Source organism: Salicola sp. Rm-C-2C1-2 (assembly GCF_040196175.1).
GTDB lineage: Bacteria > Pseudomonadota > Gammaproteobacteria > Pseudomonadales > Oleiphilaceae > Halospina.
This window is the reverse complement of sequence record NZ_JBEFNF010000007.1, coordinates 42,655-62,389: the sequence shown is the minus strand read 5'-3', so window position 1 is coordinate 62,389 and position 19,735 is coordinate 42,655. Positions and strand designations below refer to the sequence as shown.

Sequence of the window (19,735 nt, the reverse complement as noted above, 5' to 3'; positions counted from 1 at the left end):
TGGATTCGAGCCAGAAGCCGGGGTGTAGCCGGAACAGGTGCCCATAAAGCATTCCTAACCACTGGGCAATGGATGATAGCGTTTTTAGGCACCCTTCGCCTACGTCGTGTAGAGGATGGGAAATATAACTAATGGTCATATTTTGAGTGGATGAGAGTCGAAAGTTATAGATAAACCTCCGTCTGTGTTGAGCTGTAGATTCAGAGCGGCTATCCGTTAACCAATGGAATTGTTAATGGAATACGGAGCATATTTGAGGGGCCTGAAGTCTTCCTCTGCAGTGAGGGTTACCCAGTGCATCAGCGCTCATTATGGCCAGCATTGATGCCTATAAGCACGGGTGCTTTAATTTCCTCTTGCTAATTTAATGTGTGACGGAAATCCTTATGAGCGGTTTCGGGCTTGAACAGATCATCCTCCACGATAGCTTTAGCAACGTGCGAGGGCGCACCATCAGCATCCCCTGCCGGGGGCGTACTCACCTCGGGGGTGGCAACGGTGCCGGTAAGACCTCAACGCTGTCGCTGATTCCCGCTTTCTACGGCCAGGAGCCGGAACGGCTGGTGTCACGCACCGGTGGGAAGTGGAGTTTTCTCGACTACTTTCTGCCGTCCCTCCAGAGCATGATCATCTTTGAGTATTCGCGCGAAGACGGGCTCTGCTGCGCCGTCATGTTCCGCCATCGGGGCACCAGCGGCGGCCAGTTGCGGTATCGGTTCGTCAAAGCCAGTGCCGAAGCCAGCTTCCTGCGAGAGGATGTCCGACAGGCCATGGCCGACAGTGCAACGGCTCAGGAGGTTTTCGACCTTCTGCAAGAGAGCTTTGACGTTTCGGGTCCAATCCGCACCATTAAGGAATACCGGGCGATCATTCAGCGCACGCCACCGTTAAGCCGTGACAATCCCTCTGAGGCGCGCAATCTTCGCCGGCTCGCGAATCAGTATGGGATGGGTAGAAGCAACAGCCAGATGGCGCATCTTGAGAAGCTGACGAATGTGGTTCTGAAGAAGAATAACCTCATGAGCAGCTTCAAGCAGATGATTTGCGATACACAGTTCCAGGACCTCCATCTGCGCCAGGCACGGAGCGCGATCAACGGCACCGACCTTGCTAAGAATATCCGCAGTCTGTCGGAGTTCGATGCGGAAACCGATCGAATGCGCGAGCTGCTTGAGCGTGACGCGGAGCGCCAGGGCGTCTCCGAGCGTGTCCATGGTACGGCTCGGCAACTTCAGAGTACCATCCGAGCCGAGGGCGATCGCCTCACCGGGTTCAAGCAGGCCATTGAACAGAACGAAGCCCAGCAAAAGGAAAAACGCGAAGCGTTTGAAGCGCTCGATCGCGAACGGGCCCAGGGGATCACCGACGCTGAAGCCCAGCTGACAACGCTCGACCAGCGTATTAAAGCGCTTTACCAGCGCCGGGATGAGTACGAGCGGGATGGTATCGCTGAGTTGGCCGGCGAGGCGCAACACCTGGGGACTTATCGCAAGCGCCTCCAGGATATCCAGCGCGAGTACAACCATCTCACCGGCAAACTGAACGAGATCCGGGATAATCACCAGCGAAACAGGGATGGCGAAATTGAGCACTACCGTCAGACACACCGGGATCTGGAGGCCCAGGTCAGCCAGCTCGATAACCGGATTCAGCAAGGTGATAAGGTGCACGAGTCGGAATTGGCCCGGAAGGACCACGAAAAGCTCACCGCCATTACCGACTATCGCGACAGCCGACGAGAGCAGGAGAGGCTTTTAACGGACCGTGTTGTCGAGCTTGAAACCCGGATCAAGCACGAGGGACCTGATGACGAACAACGCCGGCGCCTGAGTGACAGTAACAAGCGCCTTCACGACGCTGAGGCCACCCTGAAACAGGCCAACGCCGAGCAGCACGAAAGGCAGAGCCAGCTCAATCAAGCTCAGCAATCCCACGTGAGTGCGGTTGAGGCCTATAACGATGCCGTGAAAACGTGCGACCAGCACGCCGCCAAGCGTGATGCACTGCGTGACGAGATCAACGTTGATTCGAGCAGCTGGCTTTATCGCCTGAGATCGCACCCAAAGGAGGAGGTCGCTCAAATTGCGCAGCTTATCAATCCCGAGATTCTGCGGCGAAGCGATCTCTCGCCTGAACAGATCGAGCACCATAGCGAGACAGTGCTGGGTTGGCAGCTTAATCTGGAGGCGCTGCTTGGAGAGCCCACCCCCGAAATCGCCCTGTCGGTAGAGGAGCTCACCAAGCGCCTTGAGGTTATTGATCAGGATGTGCAGCGCGCCGAGCAGAAGATCAAGGACGCGGAGAAAGACGCGGAGAAGGCCCGGGCGCACCTCAACGCGTGTCAAAATGCGCTCGAGACCGCGAAGGTCGCATCCAGGCAGGCGCAGAGCGAATATGACAGCGCACGGGCCCAGCGCGACACGATCGCTCAGCAGATCGAACAGGAAGTCGAACAACGTCGCGCCCAGGCACAGCAAGAGCTTGAGCGCAAACGCGAAGAACTCAGGCATTACAACCAGGTCACCGAAGATACGGTTGTGTCACTGACGGAGCGTTACAACGCCGAGAAGCTGGAGGCCAAAAGCCGGTGGGAAGATGCACGGCAGGATCTTGAGACTCAGCGCTCGACGGTGCAGACCCAGATCAAGGAGGCGGAGACCGACCATAAGCAGCGGTTGAAACGCATGGATGAGGCATTCCATAAAGCATGCCGCGATGAGGGAATTGACACCAAGGAGCTGGAGACTGTTGAGCGGCGCCTGAGTGATCTGAAAGACTTCATTAAACGCGTTGAGGACAGCCAGGACGCCATCGCTGAATACAACCGCTGGCTGGAGCAAGACTGGGGGCGGCTCGAGCAACTTGAGCGTGATTGCAATGCCCAGAAAGCTGAGGTTGATCGGCTAACGCGCGAGCGCGAGGAGGCGACTGCCGCCCATAACCGCGAAGTTGACGCTATCAAACGTGATCGCCAAGACCTCGAAGCCAAGGCAAAGAAGCTCGAGGCGCTTCTAGGTCATGCCCGCAAAACGCTGTTCAACGCCGAGCTCGATATCGACCCGGCCGATGACACAGCCTCCACTGGGGATCTCCAGTCACTGACCGATGAGCTGGGCACGCTGCTTTCCCAGCAGCACAAGCTCCACAAGCAGGTCAAGGAGATGTTCTCCCAGGCGCGAGCGACCATTCAGCGCTACCACGGCTCAGACATCCAGCAGGAATGGGCGAACAAGATGAGCAGCCGGGCCGAGGCCCGCCAGGTTATGGCAGATGATGTGAACTTTGACGAGGACAGACTGGAATATGTCGAGGACATCCGCTCGTTGCTGGATGACACCGTGCCGCACCTTCGCCGCCACCTTATTGAGTCCTTTCGCAGCGAAGCCCAGCATTTCCATGGCTATTACGAGAGCCTGCGCCAGTTCGTCAACGAGGTTGAACGCGTCTCACGAAAGCTGGGATCGAAAATCAACCTCACCATGAACATTGATTCGCTGCAGGATGTGGGTATTGAGTTGATCCCGCGCATCCACGAAGACGAGGCCTGGGCGCCGCTCAACGACTTTGTGCAGGCCTGGGAGCAGTGGCAAATGAGTTCTTCCGGAACGCTGCCGCCAGAGGCATTGGTGCGCCAGTTCCAGCAGGTGGATGATGCGCTCAAGCAATCACGGGTTGGCGATACCATCGAGTCGCTGCTCGATATGCGGATCCACATCCGCGAAGCCCACCGTGATGCGGTCATCAAAAACGACAATGATTTCGTGGATGCGAGCTCCACCGGGCTGACCTATCTGGCGATCATGGGGATTTTCATGTCCATGACGCGCTACCTGTGCCCCGATGACGCGATTCGGATTACCTGGCCGATCGATGAGCTGGCAAGCCTCGACGACCGCAATATCGCCGCGCTGACGGACATGCTAGAGCAGTACAACCTGACCATGCTCTGTGCCTGCCCGAAGCTCGATCACAATCTGCGCAAGTTCTTCGAGAACAAGTACCGCCTGCACAACGGACGTCTGCAGAGCTTCGCGGCCGCCTCCGGCGAAACTCCGGCCAGCAGTGTTGCCGACTACCTGCAGAGCACCCAAGTCCCACAGGAGAGTGCTGATGTCGAATAACCCGCTGTTCCAGCAATGCGTCAAGGCGCTGCTCGAAGGTGAAATTCTTTGCCAGTACCGCCATGAGGCACTTACCAACTATCTGTCGGAGCAAGCCAACCTCGATAAGGTGGACGCCTATCTTGAGCCCCTCAATCGCCAGGTCCGCCAAACGAGCAGCAAAGACGCCTGGCTGTGCGCCTACATTCATCTCGACAGCGAAGAGGCCAAAGCCAACGTGAGGGCCGAGTTCAGTGAGGTGGTCAATCACATGGAGGCGCTGGTTCACTGGCTTAGGCTGGCGAAAAACGCGGACAGCCACGGGATGGTTATTACCCCGGGCGATCACATCACCCAATCGAAGCTGCTTGCCAGCCTGGAGAACGCCCAGGATCTGTGCCGGTCGCTCGATGCGCTGACTGAGAAGGGACTTTTCAAAAGCTCTGCCTCAAAAACCGAGGCAAAACTTGCGGCCGTTTTGAACAAGCTTTCTGAAATGGGCTATCTCAAGAAACTCTCCGGAAGCGGCACGGTCTACCAGGCTACTGGCAAATGGTCTTGGCTTTACGACACCCTATCGTTCATCCAGCGCCACGAGGGTATTGAGGCGGCCGATGAATCGAGCGATGTCGACCAGGTGGAGGCGTTTTAGCGATGGCGTCCAAAGACGATGCCAAGGCGGGGTTGCGCTCACTTGCGCGCCACGCGGACTTTGTGATCGACACATACCTGACCACCGGTTCCGGCGTTGATGAGACAGATGAAAACGCGGCGGCAATCGAGGCACTGCGAAAGCACCGCTTAATCTGGCGGATGGATGCCAGCGAACCCTACCAGCTGAAGAACCCCGTTGTCCGGCTCCTCGACCAGCAGACGCAAGCTCACCGGCGCCAGCTTGCCAACGAGAACATCGCCCAGCTTTGGAGCACGGTTACAGATCGCTTCGAGAGCTACCGGGCGTCCGTCCAGCAGGGTGCCTTTGAGGACCGGGAACGGCTGGAGCGTGAGATCCGGGAGCTGATGCACGAGATCATCGATGACATCAGCACCACAACCGCGAACTACCTGAAATACATCCACGGTGGCTTCTCCTATGTGACTAATCCGGAGCTGCGCATCCAGGAAAATGAGAAGGTGATCCGCCAGGCTCAACGCTTGAATGATCTGCTGGGCACGTTCCGGGTGAGCGATCTGGCCGAGCAGGCAGGCAACACCCCATTTCTGAAACGCCTGTTGCTCAAGCACCTCCAGGCTGAGGTTGAGCAGGCACAGAACACGCTCTCCGTGGCGCTGGAGCACCTCGGTCGCATGCTGGTGCAACAGCGCGAGAGTCAGCGTCTGAACCAGATGATTGACGCGATCGGCGAGCACTACGACAAGCACCCGGGATTCACACCCAGCATCGAGGATATGGACCTTTCCAGGTGCCCGACACCGATCAACCGGGCACGCCCGATGACTCTGAAGGCGTACAACAACCCCGAGGACTTCCGGCAGGACGAGGTGGCGGTACCGCTGGCAGCCAAGGCCCGCCGCCAACCGGCTGCCTCAGCACCAACGCAGGAGTACGAGCCGCAGCCCATCGATGATTGCGTTGAACCGGAGACCGTTAACGAGCAGCATGATCCACTTGATGAGGCGGTGGAGCAGCTGATCTCATTCATCCTCGAGCGGGGTAGTGCCTCGGCGCAGGTCAGCGCCGCCGATTTAGCACGCAATCAGCTTCCGGATCACGATCGTTCGGACTGGCTACAGGCCGTCGCCAGCGCGGTGGACGCACTGCATGTACGAGATCAAGCGAGGATCCACATGTCGTTCGAGGTCACAACCAGCTCGATATTCGATGGCAATGATTTTGTCAGCGATATATGGCTCGGTCCCGCCGCAGAGGCCCGCTGATCATGTTGCAGAAACGCCACTACCAGGCTGCCCGACAGGCCTTGTCGCAAGGCAAGTCGTGGGTTCGTCGCTCAAACGTATGGGACGAAATCGCGGAACATACTGGGATCGGGCGTCTAACCAAGGGCGGTTACAGGATTTCCGAACCTGAGTGGAGCCAGTTGCGCCGCGCCCTGGAGCGCGATACCGGTAGGGATCCGATGCTGCATGAGCTTGGCGGTGATCGAATGGAGCAGGTGCGCTATGGAGCCAATGAGAAGCTGGCCAGGCAGGGAGTTTTTGAGCAGTCAGTGATTGTCTCTACCCTTGGCGAGGCAGCAGTACCAATGGTTGACGGTGACTTCCGCCTTCCGCGCTCGCTGAGCTTTGTTGGCTTGCGTGGTGAGCAAATTGATCTTGAGCGTTTGTCTCAACAGCGGCTGGTGGTCATTGAAAACGGAACATTATTTCACTATTGCCGCCAACTCTCATTCCCCTCACCTTGGGATCATAGCGTTTTGGTATATCGCGGTCATGGAGCAAGTGCTCGCGATGTTCGTAGCTTGATTAACAACCAGCCTGCACAGAACTTAGCGATGTTTTTTGACTTCGATCCTGCCGGCATTGCGATGGCCATCGACGCGGGGAAAGGGTCCATCGTCATCCCGCGGAACTGGTCTTCCATGACTCACCAGTTCCAGGGGAACAAGGTTGATGCGTTCCATGCCCAACAGGAGCAGCTTCAGCGCGCGATAGGTGCAAGTGGCTCTACAGAACTCGGTGACGTGTTGCGCCATATGTCGACCCAACAATTGGCGGTTACGCAAGAGGCGCTGCTTTCCCATAAGGTGGCGTTAACAACCTTAAGCGTTCCTTGAGTCAGTAGGGGACCCATAAACCAATCGGGAATTTTGTCCCTTTCGTGTTTATACAGGTTGGAGTGGCTTTAGCGGCGGTTGGTGTTACGGGCAGATCAGAGTTACTACAAGCTAAGGGGAATAGCTCAATTGCTTCGTAGATCTTGATAGCTCTCATAGGGCTGATATAGCTTATTCCAAAAGTATTCCCTTGCCAGCTCTACTACTTGCTCGGTTGTCGGAATGGAGGGAAGTGGCCTCTCAAGCCCGCCATAGTACACCATTGATAATATATATTGATCGCATGCTTCTAGGTTAAACCAAGGATGTCTTCCGCTAGCAAATACAGCCAGCGCATCACGAGCGACCTCGCCCCGAAGGTCACCAAAGCCCTGCTTGCGTAGATAGTGATGGGCCTCGCCAAGCTTTTTCCTGGACTCCTTTATGCGGTTTTTCGAGAGTTCATGTTTGGCTTCAAGCTGCATAACCAAGGGATCAAGGCCACCTGCTGAGTCAAGCTGTCTTAAACGGTTGAGCAGTGAATCAGCCATCTTTTCAGTGTCTACAGAGCGGTAGCGTTTATCCGGATCATTCAGAAGTTGTCCGAGAAGGCTAACGAGCGCGTAAGCACGCTTTACTTCAGACTCTGCGATTTCTAACGTTCGCCATGCTGCGGCACGCCTCACGGCCAAGGAAATTGTGTCGGAGCCAACGACACTGTTCAGTGCCTGCCAATTTCTGGATCGATCTATCCGACGGTACAACTCCGCATCAGATGGCGCGTTATTTAGCCAGCGACTTTCCTCAAGATCATCATCGCAAGCTTGCAGAAATTCGAGCTTTCGCTTCCACACACCCTCGAACCGCTCTTTCGACAGATTGAAAAGAGCCTCATCCTCTATGGAATGAGCTTCATCCAGCTCCATGAGCTTCTTATTCAGTTGGTTAGCAAGAAGCTCCAGATGCCCATCAGATGGATTTATAGCCAGTAGCGATGTGCAAGCCTCCAGCGGAAAGCGTCTTTCTAGGGATTCTCCAAACAAACGACGTTCTTCGTTTTCGTCGTTAGTTTGACTGCAGCTGTCGACCGTGAGGTTGTACACAGTCTGAAACAGTGAGACCACCTGTATGGCTTGATTCAGCTCCGGGTTTGCAAGCCTTGCATTTCGTTCAGGTACTTCGATCGCCTTGACGAGCTTCCAGTAGGTTGCTTGGAACGCTCTTGCGTATAGAAGGCGCTTTCGAATGGTTTTAACGGAGGGTGTGTGATACCGCTGAGCGAGGAGGCTGCAGAAGTGGCGTTTGTCTTCGGCGCTTGGTTGACCACCTTCAAGAAGCTCTGCTGCCTTCGCCTCTGTAATAGGTATCTCACGTCTCAGTGATTGAGGCGTGAGTTCTTTTTGAATACAGAAATCGAGCGCTCTCCTAAAGTCCTCATCGGTGTTTTCGCCCTTGTTCCAATCGAAAGTGCCACTGAAGTTGAGGTGGATTTGGTTGTTGAAGAATTCCTGGATCTTACTAATTCCAGGCGTCCCAGATACGTTGTACCAGTTCCATAACGTTTTCCGAATCGAGTTCGTGTCGGCAACTGCGTCCTTTTCTCGGCCGGGAATGGTATTTGAGCTTGAAAGCGTTTGTGCCAGCTTATCCAGCGAGCATGAGAGCAGATCGAGAAGCCAATCCATCACCTGCGTTATTGGCATTGTTAGCTGGTCATCATCCTCCTGAACCACGCATGGTAGGTACCAGAAGCGACCTCCTGGCATACCAGGGTCCGTCCTTTGAGCAGAGTCCCAGAAAGCAAGGTGTCTACCCAGACCGGGCGCGTAAACATGCGTTGCCATGAGCCACAGAACGTGTTTTTGGCTGGCACTTGAAACCCAGATGTGGCGCTCGAGGAAGTTGTTAACGCTGTAAAAGGCATCGTAATTACTTAAGGCATGGCGCTGAGCAGTGGGATCGAGGGCTAGCGTGGCCGTGATTTCGTCCAAATAATCCTGTGTGGTTGCCAACTGCTTGTCGCTTTGACGTCGAAGCTCTTCATACTCCTTCCTCTTCTTATCCGCAGGGCCTGCATCGAGGATGTCGCGGATGAACGCGAGGATGGCCTCTTGTGAAGGGATGTTAGCCATAAACCTTAGGAAACCTCAGGGGGTGGGAAACCGTTTTCCACCTGCCGGTCAGCTCAAAAATTATCGTTCCCTCTCAAATCCTAAAACGTTAGAGGGACAACGATGCTGCAGAGTAACGCTCACAATCAGAATCAATTGGTCATTAATTGGCACCTGACAGAAGCCTGCAATTTCTCATGTCGGTACTGCTATGCCCATTGGGAGCGCCATGAGTCCGTAAAGGACCTGATTCGCCAAGACTACCAGATACGTCAGCTGCTGTTGGAGCTCAGAGAGTTCTTCAACCCGAGTAATTCCCGGAATCCGTTGGCTTGGGAATTATCATGGTTTAGTACGCGGTTGAATATCGCTGGGGGTGAACCGCTTCTGTTTCCTTCTGTTGTTGAAGAGACCGTGAGGTTTGCTCGTCGAGTCGGATTCAGAGCTTCCCTGATTACCAATGGAAGCCTCCTGACAGAACAGATCGCACGTCGCATCGGTTCAGGGTTGGAGGTGCTTGGTATCAGCATCGACTCAGCTCAACCGCTCAGCAATCGGCTTATTGGACGTGTGGATTCGCAAGGGGAGTTCCTGGATTTGGAACGGCTGCGAAAGGCGGTTGTAGCTATCAGGGAACGCAATCCGGCGATCAAGATCAAACTGAATACCGTTGTTAACCAGGTTAACTGGGAAGACGACTTTTCGGATCTCATATCTCTGATACAGCCGGATAAGTGGAAGATTTTGAGAGTTTTACCTGTGACGGATCGATCAATGACCGTGACGAGTGAGCAGTTTGCGTACTTTGTTGACCGTCATCGCAAGTACCGGAGTATCAGTGTCGTTGAGGATAACCAGGACATGGTGGAGTCATACCTCATGCTCGACCCACAGGGAAGGTTTTTCCAAAACTCTCCCTGTTCTGCGGGCTATGAGTACAGTCAGCCTGTCTTAGAGGTCGGTGCGGAGAAAGCGTTTAAGCAGATAAGCTTCAACGCCAGCAGGTTCTGCTCCCGGTATTCTGGTGACAGTGGAGGTGCAGTATGAAAATCTCCTCTGATAAGGACGTAGACCTTTTTGCCAAACGGTTAGTCCGTGAGGGATGGAGGTTTAAGCGCGGCCGGAAGCATGGGAAGCTATTGGCCCCTGACGGGGAGGGGATCGTGGTGATTCCTTCGACTCCAGGAAAGAAACGAGCTTTGGTGGAATTGGAGTCGGTCGTGAAACGGGTCGCTAGCCAACGGTAAGAAGGGTAGGGAGCCATTGGTTACAACCATTTCAATGGCTCCCTGCTGTGACGCGGAGTTCGAGAATTATGTTTGGGCCCCTGTCAGTTAGAGACCCCTCTTAGGTTGCCCGTCGTCTCCGGATTCCCGGATCTGATCAAGTTCTTTTTGAAGCCTCTCCGATTCGTCGTGTAGCTCCTGGAGGCGCTGCTCTTGGGCTGACTCCGCTTCTTCAAGGGTCTCGTAGTTGATCGAATTAAAGTTATAGACGATATCGGAACCGATCAGGGAGCGCTTGGTTTTCTTAATCCCATTTTTACTGATCGAATCAATCTCGTTGTGAACTGATGCCTGTTCACGCTCGAGCTCATTGATTTGCTGTTCGGTCTGGCGTTTTTGCTCCTCAGCCTGTTCCTGTGACGCTTTCTGCCTCTCCCGTTCCGTGCGGATCTTTCGCACTTCCTCGTCAATCTCGGCCTGGCGCTGTGCCTTCTTGATGCGAGCTTGGGTTGCGTCTCTAGCCGCGCCACGGCGATTCAGATATTCCCTGTATGTGATGAATTCGACTTGTTCGTAAAAGATCTGAATTCGGTCTGGCACAGAGACACCCCAACCGAAACCCCAGCCACCACCATTATTAACACCCAATTCAAGGTCTTTTTTACTGAAGGCCTTGCCCTTCTGAAAGATGATGACCGATTTGATCTCACACTGGAGGTCGTTGAGAGCGACGAGAAAATCGTCAATTTCTGTCTGGTAGTGGTCGAGACTCACACAGACGGTGGTCCTCTCTTTTGAGTTGGGCGAATCCTTCGTTTCCTTGCTATCCAATACAAACCAACGTGTAAACGTCTCTCGCCAGCAAACGATCTGATTAAGAGTCTCCTCGCTATAGGTGGTTTCTCCGTCGCTCACTGGCATCCTCCAGGCTGATTTTTGGCTAGGGCGGTAAAAGTAGTTCAGGGGCTCAGTCGGCTCAACCTTAGGTCCGGCGCCCCTTTGACCTGCCCCTTTATGTTCAGACTTCCAGGTAGGAGCCTTGATCTGGACCCCACCGGTAACGTTTATGGGGATTACTCTCAGGATCAACATTGAGCCCATCGACGTGCCAATATTGGTTGGCCGCTTTGAAGCGCTCGCTCCAGTGCTTAAGCTGGCCTGTGACGATGGCGCGTTGGGTGTGGTGCAGCTGCTCGACCATCTCCAGAAACCACGCGGGCTCCGGAATAGTCACTCGAGGTTTGGTGGAATAGGAAAGCCGTCTTAACACTTCCTCATCCGCAGATTGGCCTTCCGGGCTCAGTCGCTGGACATCGACCTCCGGCGTGTAATGGACCTGGAGGCACTCTTTCCAGAGTTGAGCCCAGCGCGCTTGGGAAAGGTAATCCTTACCGCCGTGCATCGTCGGTGCCACGAGCAACAAGCAATGGAAGTGCGGGTGCGCTGTCTCCGGGTCGTCCTGGCCCTGATCCACTTCCAGGAACCGGACGGACCCGTGCACATGTCGCAAGGCGTTGCGCTTGATCAAACGACCGAAGGCTTTATGCATTGCCTGGATTTGGGATCTCAGTTCGGTCACTGGGCAATTACGCACTGTCAGTGTCAGGAACAGCCAATGCGGTTTATAGCCTTCTGCGCGCATGGTTCGCAGAATCCACTGCAGACGAACTCTCCATCGGGCTGAAAAGCGGTTCTGGCAAATCGGGCAATGGCGATGCTTGCAGTACCAGGCCGCGCTTGTTGGCTCTTGGGATGGATTGAGGTGGATGCGGACGTTACTGGCACACTCCTGAAGACGGGTGGCCTCCTTGCGGTAGCGGCGGTTTGCTGAGAAAACACCCGCTGTGTCGTCAGCAATTGGTTTGTATTTCTTAAGGCTGATCAGGCTGTTGTTCTCTTGGTGATCGTTGAACTGATTCATTGCGTGGTCCTCTTGGTTCGTCGGTGGCCATTTATCTGGAAACAAGGGTCTGATTCGGTAATGCGACTCTGAAATCGCCCGAATAAACCGGTTAAAAGATGACCTGATGGAAGGGTGTCGAAGGAGTTATGGAGTAGTGAAAAGGTGTCTAATAATAAATATAAAGCAGGGACTTAGATCGCATTAGGACCATGGCTGCCTGCTGTGATGCGGCGGAGAACCCCAAAGCTTTCCATCCACCTGAAAGAGTTCATCTGGGGCATGGCCGTCAGGAACCATCCAGGGGCAGTTGGGGAGGTGCGTGGCCTCAACGCCCGAATCGTGGCGTGCTGAACCTGAGTGCGGACATCCTGTTCGATCGGTTCCACGTTTTCAGGGTGCACCTCGGCAGTGAAGTCCTCCCTAAAGCAATCCCGCCACAGGTTGTTCCAGAGATCCTCCCGGAAGCCGGCTGGATCCTTAGAAATATCCGGCTGAAGTAGCAGAACGCACTCGAATCGAGGGTGAGCGACCTTGGTGTCGCTGAAGCCCTGGTCCACCCGTAAGACACGCAGAGCACCCTGGACGTGACGCGACCAGAATCGTCGACGAGTCATGCGACGGAAAGCGACCTTCATGGCCTCCAGGCATTCGCTGAGCTCGGTCACTTGGCACTGACGGACTGAGAAGGAAACGGCAACCCACTGGCTATCGCCTTGCCAAGGCTTCTCCCGAAACAACCAGTCCATCTGGTGCCCGTGGTCATAGGCCTTCTGGTGCTGACAGATGGGGCAGTGTGGGTGATGGCAACCTGCCTGGCTGGTGTCCGTGGCGCGGAGTGCGCAGTTTTGGATCCGCGCAGCGTCCTTTCGGGTCCAGGGATCCTGGAAGAGGTGTTCAGCGAGTTGCAGCGCGGCGGCTTTAACGGTCTGGGGCGTGGATACAAGCCGAGTTTCTTGAATGACGGTCATCGTGACAACTCCCATGGCAATCGTTGGGCGCAGGTGTGACGGGCATGCGGGTGCAACTGCTTGTGGCAGGGCCACGGCAGGGTGCGCGGGAAGGTCCGCGACAGTGTGTCGTTACACGGCGTTGATCGGGTCTCCGGAACGCAGACGCGTTAGAAGGGGGGTGAATTAGCCGGTTGAGTGGAGTGGTGTTGCTGGGGGGCTGAGGGTGGCGTCTCGCTCTTCGATGCGTGCCATTACCCAGTCCTCTACCTCCTGTTCGACCCAACCAACGGAACGTCCGCCAAGTGGCACGGGCTGCGGGAAGGTGCCTGCTTCGACGTACTTGTAGATGGTGGAGCGCGCCAGGCCGGTGAGCTCCATGACTTCGCGCAATCTGATGATCCTCATGACGGTCTCCTATGGTTATTCCGCTCATGGGATTGGGGAGGGCTGTCTCAGATGAAAATCCGACGCAGGATCCAGGCAATGCGACTCATATAGAAACCTGTCGCGGACTCCTGTGTTGGTTTGCATCCCTTTCGCTAGGGGTGGTCAGGGCTTGGTTTGTGGGCTTTTCGGCTTTGCTGTTCAGTCCTGGCCTGGGTGACTCGGTCGGCGATGGTTTTTCCATCATCCAGGGGGTGGGCGAAGGCAGTAGGTGAGCAGCGGCCGATAAGCGGTGATGAGGCCGAAGCATTGATCAGGGGGCTGGAGCAGCGGTTGGCGTGTCAGCGGATGGCGCTGGAACCGGGTACGCCCCCTATCAAGGCTGTGAGTGGAGGTGTGACAGGGCATGACATAATGATGTTGGAAGACGAAAATATACTGAAGCAGAGTGTAATGCTGCTTATTTTCGTATTTTTTTAAAATTTAATGTCACAACGTCATGCACATAAAAGATTCATTCTCATTCATTCAGAAAGGGCGTTGTCGTCTTTTCGGCCCGCCAGCGCCTCCTAGGCCCTCGGCGCCCACTCGAAGTCAAGGAGATCCCAACATCCCGCAGCAAAGGCTTTATCTGCTTGAATCTTGATCCCAACCCTCTTGTGTTGGCAGGCCACATATCGGTAGAAGCTTCTTTTTCAGAGGGCCTCTTTTCAGAAGAATCCTCCTTTTGGGGGCGATATCTTTCCAAGAGTTCCTTCCACTCGGTGACTGAGAGGTCCAATACTCCCGATGGTTCATCAGCCAGTGCGCGAGCCACGGCAGATGCGACAGGTGATTCTTCTAGCTCGAACTCGCGCCGACCTTGCTGATTGACCCAGAACTGCTGCCAAAACGCATCAGTGTCTTGGTGCAAACATTCTGCCACCAATACCCCTACGCGGCAGAGATCGGCCAAGTCACCGCAATGATCAAACTCTTTGTCATATTCCACCGCTTCCCATCGCGCATTGACGTGTCCGAATATCATTAGCAAGCCGGCCACGATTGCCGGTTCCATGGCTGACATTTGTCCTGGCATGGCGGGTTGAAGATTGTCCTCTTCCACCTCAATGCTTAAGGTCGCATCGGCGAGCTTCGGCGTTGTCGCAACGCTTTCGGTGCTATTAAGCATCACCGGACACTGGGCAGTAATGTCCGCAGCTACCTTTTTGTCCTTCCATTGCCACTGGATTTGCTTACCCCGCATCAGGCTGAAGATATGATCTTGCTGAGTTGGCGTGAGAGTTTCGACTTGATTAAAGCTCAGGAGGTAGTGCTTGAGCGCTAAGTCATTAAATTGTTTGACGTTGCTTGGCAAATCGTTGCGAAAGGCTTCCTGGGCAGGGTCGACCACATTCTTAACAAGGGTGTGCGCGTCCTCAAGAGCCGCAGAAGGCTCTCCAAGCAGCTCTAGCATGACCTGCTTTCTGTCGGGCATCCAGCTTAGTATCATCCACGCGATGAGCAGAAGATTCGACTCCCGACACAATGCGGTACAGTCGAATAAAGCGTTTACCAAACCAGGGTGCAAGTTGCCAATATGAGGCGCCTCGCGAAGGGGGCAGCTTTGGGTGGGTCGAATACGCGGTAGACCTTTATCTACTTGGTAAAATAAAGTGTAATTATCAAACCTAAGGCATCTTCCAGGTGCTGCATCAATAAAGCGTTGCCGACTTAGGGGATTATAACCCGCCCGACCAAAAAAAACCTTGGTTTGCCACGACAAGGATAATTGATCAAAGTGATCGAAGGCCCGCTTGATCTCCGATTTGGAAACTTCGGCATCGTAAGCCATCCGATACTGAGTCGCTAATGGTGCAGAGATGGCATCAACCACCTTATGCATCACCTCACCGGTATGAGTGTCCAGTAACAAAGCACTGTTAGTCTCATTGGTAATTTTTTGGTAGCGGTTTCTTAATAAATCGGAGACACGATCAATACGGCGCTGACGGTATTTTTGAGGGGATTTACTTTCACTGCCCGTCGTCTGCGAGTGGTCTTGTTGTTGGGTAGGTTGTTGGTGGGACGCAGAAAGTGGTGGCGAGAGGGGAGTTGAAGTTGGAATCGAGTTTTCGGGCTGCGCGGTCATCGGCACATTGCCGTTCCGGATAGTTGGCTGTTGCCACGGTGATTGCAGTTGAGTTGAAGGACCCCAGTCTTTGACTTGCTCGTTCATTTGATGGTTAGGCGCGTGCTCTTGCCCAGATATTGCTGTTTGGTTCAGATTAGGCTGTTGGGAAGTCTCGGAGGGGGCAGACTGCGAGGATTGGGGTCCGATATCTTCCCCTGCCGCTACTTGCTTGGCCCATCGAATATGACGTTGCCTCATTTCCTCATCAGCGGACTGAGTATGATCGTCATTGTCATGTACGGCCATAGCGCTACCTCATTATGCGTCCCAAAAAATTTCACCTTAGCAAATTCTGAGGTGGACCCAACCCAAAAATGTCCCTTTTGAGTAAGTGGCGTTTATTTTTGAGCAGGCTAATCCATTGCGATCCGGATCCAAGTGTGGGGCGTGCGGACTGCATAAGCGAGCAGAGCGCGCCAAGCTCACTAATCGTCACCAGCAGGGGACGTCAGCAGACGGGGCAAACACAAAGCCCTGAGCACGGAGCGCCCAGTTGGTCTTTCGTGGCGTTCAATGATTCGATTCCTCCGGATAGAGGGAGAGGCGGTCATCACCGAACATGTCTCGATGAAGAACCCTGTTATAGCCAGAAAGATACAGTATAACGTATCGTTAAGAGAGAATTTCAGTAAATTATTGGTGGCAACCTGGTAATCTCCAGATGTGGTGAATACGTGAGCTTACATTGTGGCACGTCATTGGATTACATCGGAGGCGGGGTCAACCCATAACTCACCAGGGGTGGAACCAAGAGCTTGCATGAGGACTCCGGTAGTGGTCTTATCGAAGCCTGAGAAGCCCCGGCCAGTCCGGGCATCAAGTGCTGGCTAGTCGTTTTAGGCTTGCTTGAGTTCATCCAAGTAGTCAGCCCACTTCTGCATCATTGACTGTCGCTCTTCGATCCATTGAGCGCGGTTGTAGGCTCGACCGTGCACGTCAGGAACCTTGTGGCCGAGCTGCATTTCGACAATGTTCTCGGGGTAACCGAGGCGTTCCACCAATACGGTTCGAGCCATCGCCCTGAATCCGTGAGCTGTCATCTGCCCCTCGAATCCTAGCGCTTTGAGAGCGCCGTTAACGGTGTTTTCGCTCATGGGTCGGTTAGGCCTGCCGGTGCCCGTGAAGACGTATTCAAAGCGCCCGGTGAGCGGCTGTAGTTGCTCGAGGAGCGCAATAGCCTGTTGTGCTAGGGGAACGATGAGAGGGAAGCCGTTTTTCGTCTTGGGAATGTTCCACTGTGCCCGCTCAAAGTCGATTTCTGACCAGCGCATCTTCCGTAGATCGCCGGGGCGCGTGAAAAGCAGCGGTGACAGCTCTAGTGCAATCGTAGTGGTTGGTTGTCCTCGATAGCTGGGGATCGCCTTGAGCAGCGGGATTATCTCTTCCGGTGTTACCAGTGCAGCCAAGTGTCGGGGCGTCGGGGAGGCCAGAGCCCCTTTGAGGTCGCGGGTAACGTCGGACTCGGCTCGACCTGTCGCAATTGCATAGCGGAAGATCTGGCCGATCAGGGTCTTTACGCGGTGGGCGTTGTCCTTGTGTCCTTTCTTTTCGATTCTTCTGAGGGCTTCCAGGACTTCGGGGGTGCGAAGCTCGGCGATCGGTCGTTTAGCGAGCAACGGGAACGCATGATTCCGGAGTCGATTCCAGTTTTTTTGGGCGTAAGTGGCTTCAACCTCGGGTTTGTGCTTGTGCTCGAACCATTCCTGGGCGACGGCCTCAAAGGTATTAGCATTATGGATCGCCCGTTCCTGGTCCAATTGTGCGCGCTGAGCGTGTGGATCGATGCCCTCTGCCAGCAGTTGGCGAGCCTCATCCCGCTTGGCTCGAGCCTGTTTGAGTGACACGTCGGGATATACGCCCAGGGCAAGCGTGCGTTCTTTTCCGTCAAAACGATACTTCATCCGCCAATAACGCCCATGACGTTGGACATGCAGGTACATGCCGCCACCGTCAGAGAGTTTTTTGGTCCTGCCGAGGTGCTCAAACGTTGCTTTCTTGAGCGCTGTATCGTTGAGCTTGTTAAGTGCCCGTGCTGTCACGTTTTTTGGCCATTTGGGGGTATAAGATTTTCAGTTTTTGGCATTATACCCCCAATTATACCCCCAAGTTATCGCGTGTCTATGGGGATCTATGGGTGTCCTCGGAAGTCCATAAATGGTAATAACCTCCTGTCTTTAAAGAGGAAAATGGATCCTCGTGGACTTCGGTGGAAGGATAGGTGGTGGGCCTGGCTGGACTCGAACCAGCGACCAAAGAATTATGAGTTCCTTCCGTAACACTTTGAATCCGTTTTAGGCTACACACAAAACCCTTGAATGACGGGCCTTTAGGTGATATAAAGTCCCCTGTTCATAAGCAGAAAACTACCCGTTTTTTGAAGCCTAAAGTAGCCTATGCGTAGCCTAAAGGGGTGTGGGGATGAGCGAAGATAAGCCGCAGCGTAAGAGTCGAGAGCAGATCGACTGTAAGGTTAAGGCTGTCCAGGATCTGAAGCCGGAGGCCAATCAGTACACCGTCAGATTCCAGAACATGAATGGCTTTGGCGTCAGGGTGTCGCCTGGTGGCCGTAAGACGTTCGTTTACGAGTTCCGCATCAACAGCAAAGTGCGCCGGATCAATCTGGGTGTTTTCGGTGGTGATGCCACGCTGAAGCAGGCGGCAGACTCTTATCGGGCCTACCGCAGCAAAGTCTATTCGGGTATTGATCCAGTCGAGGAAGGGAAACAGCAAGAGCGGGAAGCGATCACGCTGCGTGATGCTGCCGAGGCATACAAGTCTCGTGACCTGAAGGACACCACCCGCGAGGATCTGCGCAAGGCCATGTTAAAGCTGGAGGACTGGCTCGACACACCCATCCGGGAGATCACTCCGGCAATGGTCGAAAAGCGCCATTCAGAGATGACAAAAGAGGCCAGAGGCTCAGGCGCTCGCGCCAATCTCACAATGCGGTTTCTGCGGGCTGTACTTAACCACGCGAGTGAGCATTACGGCTACGACGACGGAACCCCATTCCTTAGTTACAACCCGGTGAAACGACTCTCAGCGGCGAAGAAGTGGAACAAGGTAAAGCGGCGCCGGACGTTCATCGAACCCAATATGCTGGCCGACTGGTGGAAGGTAGTCACCGGCGGATTGATTGGGCTGAAGAATGCGGACGAGATCCGCGATTGTCTGATTCTGTCCATGTTGACAGGGGTACGCCCCAATGAGGCAAAGGATCTGCGCTGGCAGAACGTCAACTTCAAATCCAAAACGATGACGTTCCCTGACACCAAAAACCACGAGGATCACGAGTTGCCCATCACGGAATGGCTTTATGGGATGCTGAAAGGGCGCTACAAAATATCAGGCGCTAACGAGCGGGTATTCTCTGATAGCGAAGGCAACTATCCGAAAGACAACCGCAACGCGCTGAAGCGTATCGACGAGGCGCTAGAAACCCACGTTATTCAGACGGATCTGCGCAGGACGTTCATCACAATGGCGGAAAGTCTGGACGTTGGTTATTACTCGCTGAAGCGGATGCTGAATCACACCATCACCAACGATGACGTAACCAGTGGGTACATTATTCCGACCACCGAGCGGTTACGCGAACCCATGCAGCGTATCGAGGATGCGATTCTCCGCCATGCCGGCGTTAAGTCTGGCGAGGTTGTCGAGTTGAGGGCTGGGGCATGAGTGACAGCAAGAAAACCGCCCATGAGGTAATGGCGGAGATTAGGCAGCGGTACGCGGATAACTACTGGAAAGCTCACCATGAGCACGAATTGAACAAACGATCATCAAAACTGCGCGATATGGGCCGCAAAGGCGGCAGCGTGAGCAAGCGCAAGCTGTGGGCTCAACAGGTCGCGGAGTTTTTAGCGGATGAGTTCAGCGGTTACTCATTCAAGGAGATATGGGCAGCGATCCCCGAAAGCAGCGCCCCCCTATGTATCGAGGGCGACGAGTACGATTTAGGAGTGTATCGCGACGGGCAAAAGCTGATCGCCACCAATTATGAAACCACGGCAGAGCTAGGGGATCTGGGCTACGACACGTTTGAGAAAAAATATTTCAGACCCGCCCGGAATACCGGAACGTAAGCCGGCTTTCCGTCCATAACCCATTGATTTACTGGCCTTGATTTCAAACGAAACGAGGCCAGTGC

At 54.4% G+C, this 19,735-nt stretch carries 14 protein-coding genes and 1 tRNA gene; 7 read left to right on the top strand and 8 right to left on the bottom strand.

Going from position 1 to position 19,735, the window contains the following annotated elements:
* Positions 1-386: 386 nt before the first annotated feature.
* From AAF659_RS12025 to AAF659_RS12010, 4 genes are read left to right on the top strand one after another with little or no spacing between them, the layout of a single operon-like run.
* Positions 387-4,121, top strand: a complete 3,735-nt coding sequence (locus tag AAF659_RS12025; RefSeq protein ID WP_349752001.1) for an ATP-binding protein — start codon at positions 387-389, stop codon at positions 4,119-4,121.
* On the top strand, positions 4,111-4,752 hold the full coding sequence (locus AAF659_RS12020; protein WP_349752000.1) for a condensin complex protein MksE: 642 nt from the start codon (positions 4,111-4,113) through the stop codon (positions 4,750-4,752). The genes AAF659_RS12025 and AAF659_RS12020 overlap by 11 nt, the downstream gene beginning before the upstream one ends.
* Before the next feature lie 2 nt (positions 4,753-4,754).
* A complete protein-coding gene (locus AAF659_RS12015; protein WP_349751999.1) occupies positions 4,755-5,999 on the top strand; it encodes a hypothetical protein in 1,245 nt (414 codons plus the stop codon).
* Between the two features lie 2 nt (positions 6,000-6,001).
* Complete coding sequence (locus AAF659_RS12010) at positions 6,002-6,856, top strand: DUF7281 domain-containing protein (RefSeq protein ID WP_349751998.1); 855 nt, start codon at positions 6,002-6,004, stop codon at positions 6,854-6,856.
* 125 nt (positions 6,857-6,981) lie between these two features.
* On the opposite strand, the gene AAF659_RS12005 is transcribed toward AAF659_RS12010, so the two are convergent.
* A complete protein-coding gene (locus AAF659_RS12005; RefSeq protein WP_349751997.1) occupies positions 6,982-8,967 on the bottom strand; it encodes a hypothetical protein in 1,986 nt (661 codons plus the stop codon).
* 102 nt (positions 8,968-9,069) lie between these two features.
* Here AAF659_RS12005 and AAF659_RS12000 point away from each other — a divergent pair, with 102 nt between their 5' ends.
* Positions 9,070-9,993 (top strand): viperin family antiviral radical SAM protein, encoded by a 924-nt coding sequence (locus AAF659_RS12000; protein WP_349751996.1) that lies wholly within the window; start codon positions 9,070-9,072, stop codon positions 9,991-9,993.
* 287 nt (positions 9,994-10,280) lie between these two features.
* Here the strand turns inward: AAF659_RS12000 and AAF659_RS11995 are convergent, their stop codons facing one another.
* The 7 genes from AAF659_RS11995 to AAF659_RS11965 form a co-directional block, all read right to left on the bottom strand.
* Entirely contained in the window at positions 10,281-11,087 is an 807-nt protein-coding gene (locus AAF659_RS11995; RefSeq protein WP_349751995.1) for a hypothetical protein, read from the bottom strand.
* A gap of 103 nt (positions 11,088-11,190) precedes the next feature.
* Positions 11,191-12,093 carry a protein rep gene (locus AAF659_RS11990; protein ID WP_349751994.1) on the bottom strand — a complete coding sequence of 301 codons (903 nt, stop codon included), beginning with the start codon at positions 12,091-12,093 and terminating at the stop codon, positions 11,191-11,193.
* A 173-nt stretch (positions 12,094-12,266) separates the two neighbouring features.
* Entirely contained in the window at positions 12,267-13,043 is a 777-nt protein-coding gene (locus AAF659_RS11985) for a protein rep (RefSeq protein WP_349751993.1), read from the bottom strand.
* Between the two features lie 165 nt (positions 13,044-13,208).
* A complete protein-coding gene (locus AAF659_RS11980) occupies positions 13,209-13,430 on the bottom strand; it encodes a helix-turn-helix transcriptional regulator (protein WP_349751991.1) in 222 nt (73 codons plus the stop codon).
* Between the two features lie 499 nt (positions 13,431-13,929).
* Positions 13,930-15,828 carry an AICE-type RepA C-terminal domain-containing protein gene (locus AAF659_RS11975; protein ID WP_349751990.1) on the bottom strand — a complete coding sequence of 633 codons (1,899 nt, stop codon included), beginning with the start codon at positions 15,826-15,828 and terminating at the stop codon, positions 13,930-13,932.
* A gap of 590 nt (positions 15,829-16,418) precedes the next feature.
* Positions 16,419-17,621: a tyrosine-type recombinase/integrase gene (locus AAF659_RS11970; RefSeq protein ID WP_349751988.1), complete on the bottom strand. Its 1,203-nt coding sequence runs from the start codon at positions 17,619-17,621 to the stop codon at positions 16,419-16,421.
* A 180-nt stretch (positions 17,622-17,801) separates the two neighbouring features.
* A tRNA-OTHER gene (locus tag AAF659_RS11965) sits at positions 17,802-17,893 on the bottom strand.
* 107 nt (positions 17,894-18,000) lie between these two features.
* On the opposite strand from AAF659_RS11965, the gene AAF659_RS11960 reads away from it, so the two are divergent.
* Entirely contained in the window at positions 18,001-19,263 is a 1,263-nt protein-coding gene (locus AAF659_RS11960; RefSeq protein WP_349751987.1) for a tyrosine-type recombinase/integrase, read from the top strand.
* A complete protein-coding gene (locus AAF659_RS11955) occupies positions 19,260-19,670 on the top strand; it encodes a hypothetical protein (protein WP_349751986.1) in 411 nt (136 codons plus the stop codon). The genes AAF659_RS11960 and AAF659_RS11955 overlap by 4 nt, the downstream gene beginning before the upstream one ends.
* Positions 19,671-19,735 lie beyond the last annotated feature (65 nt).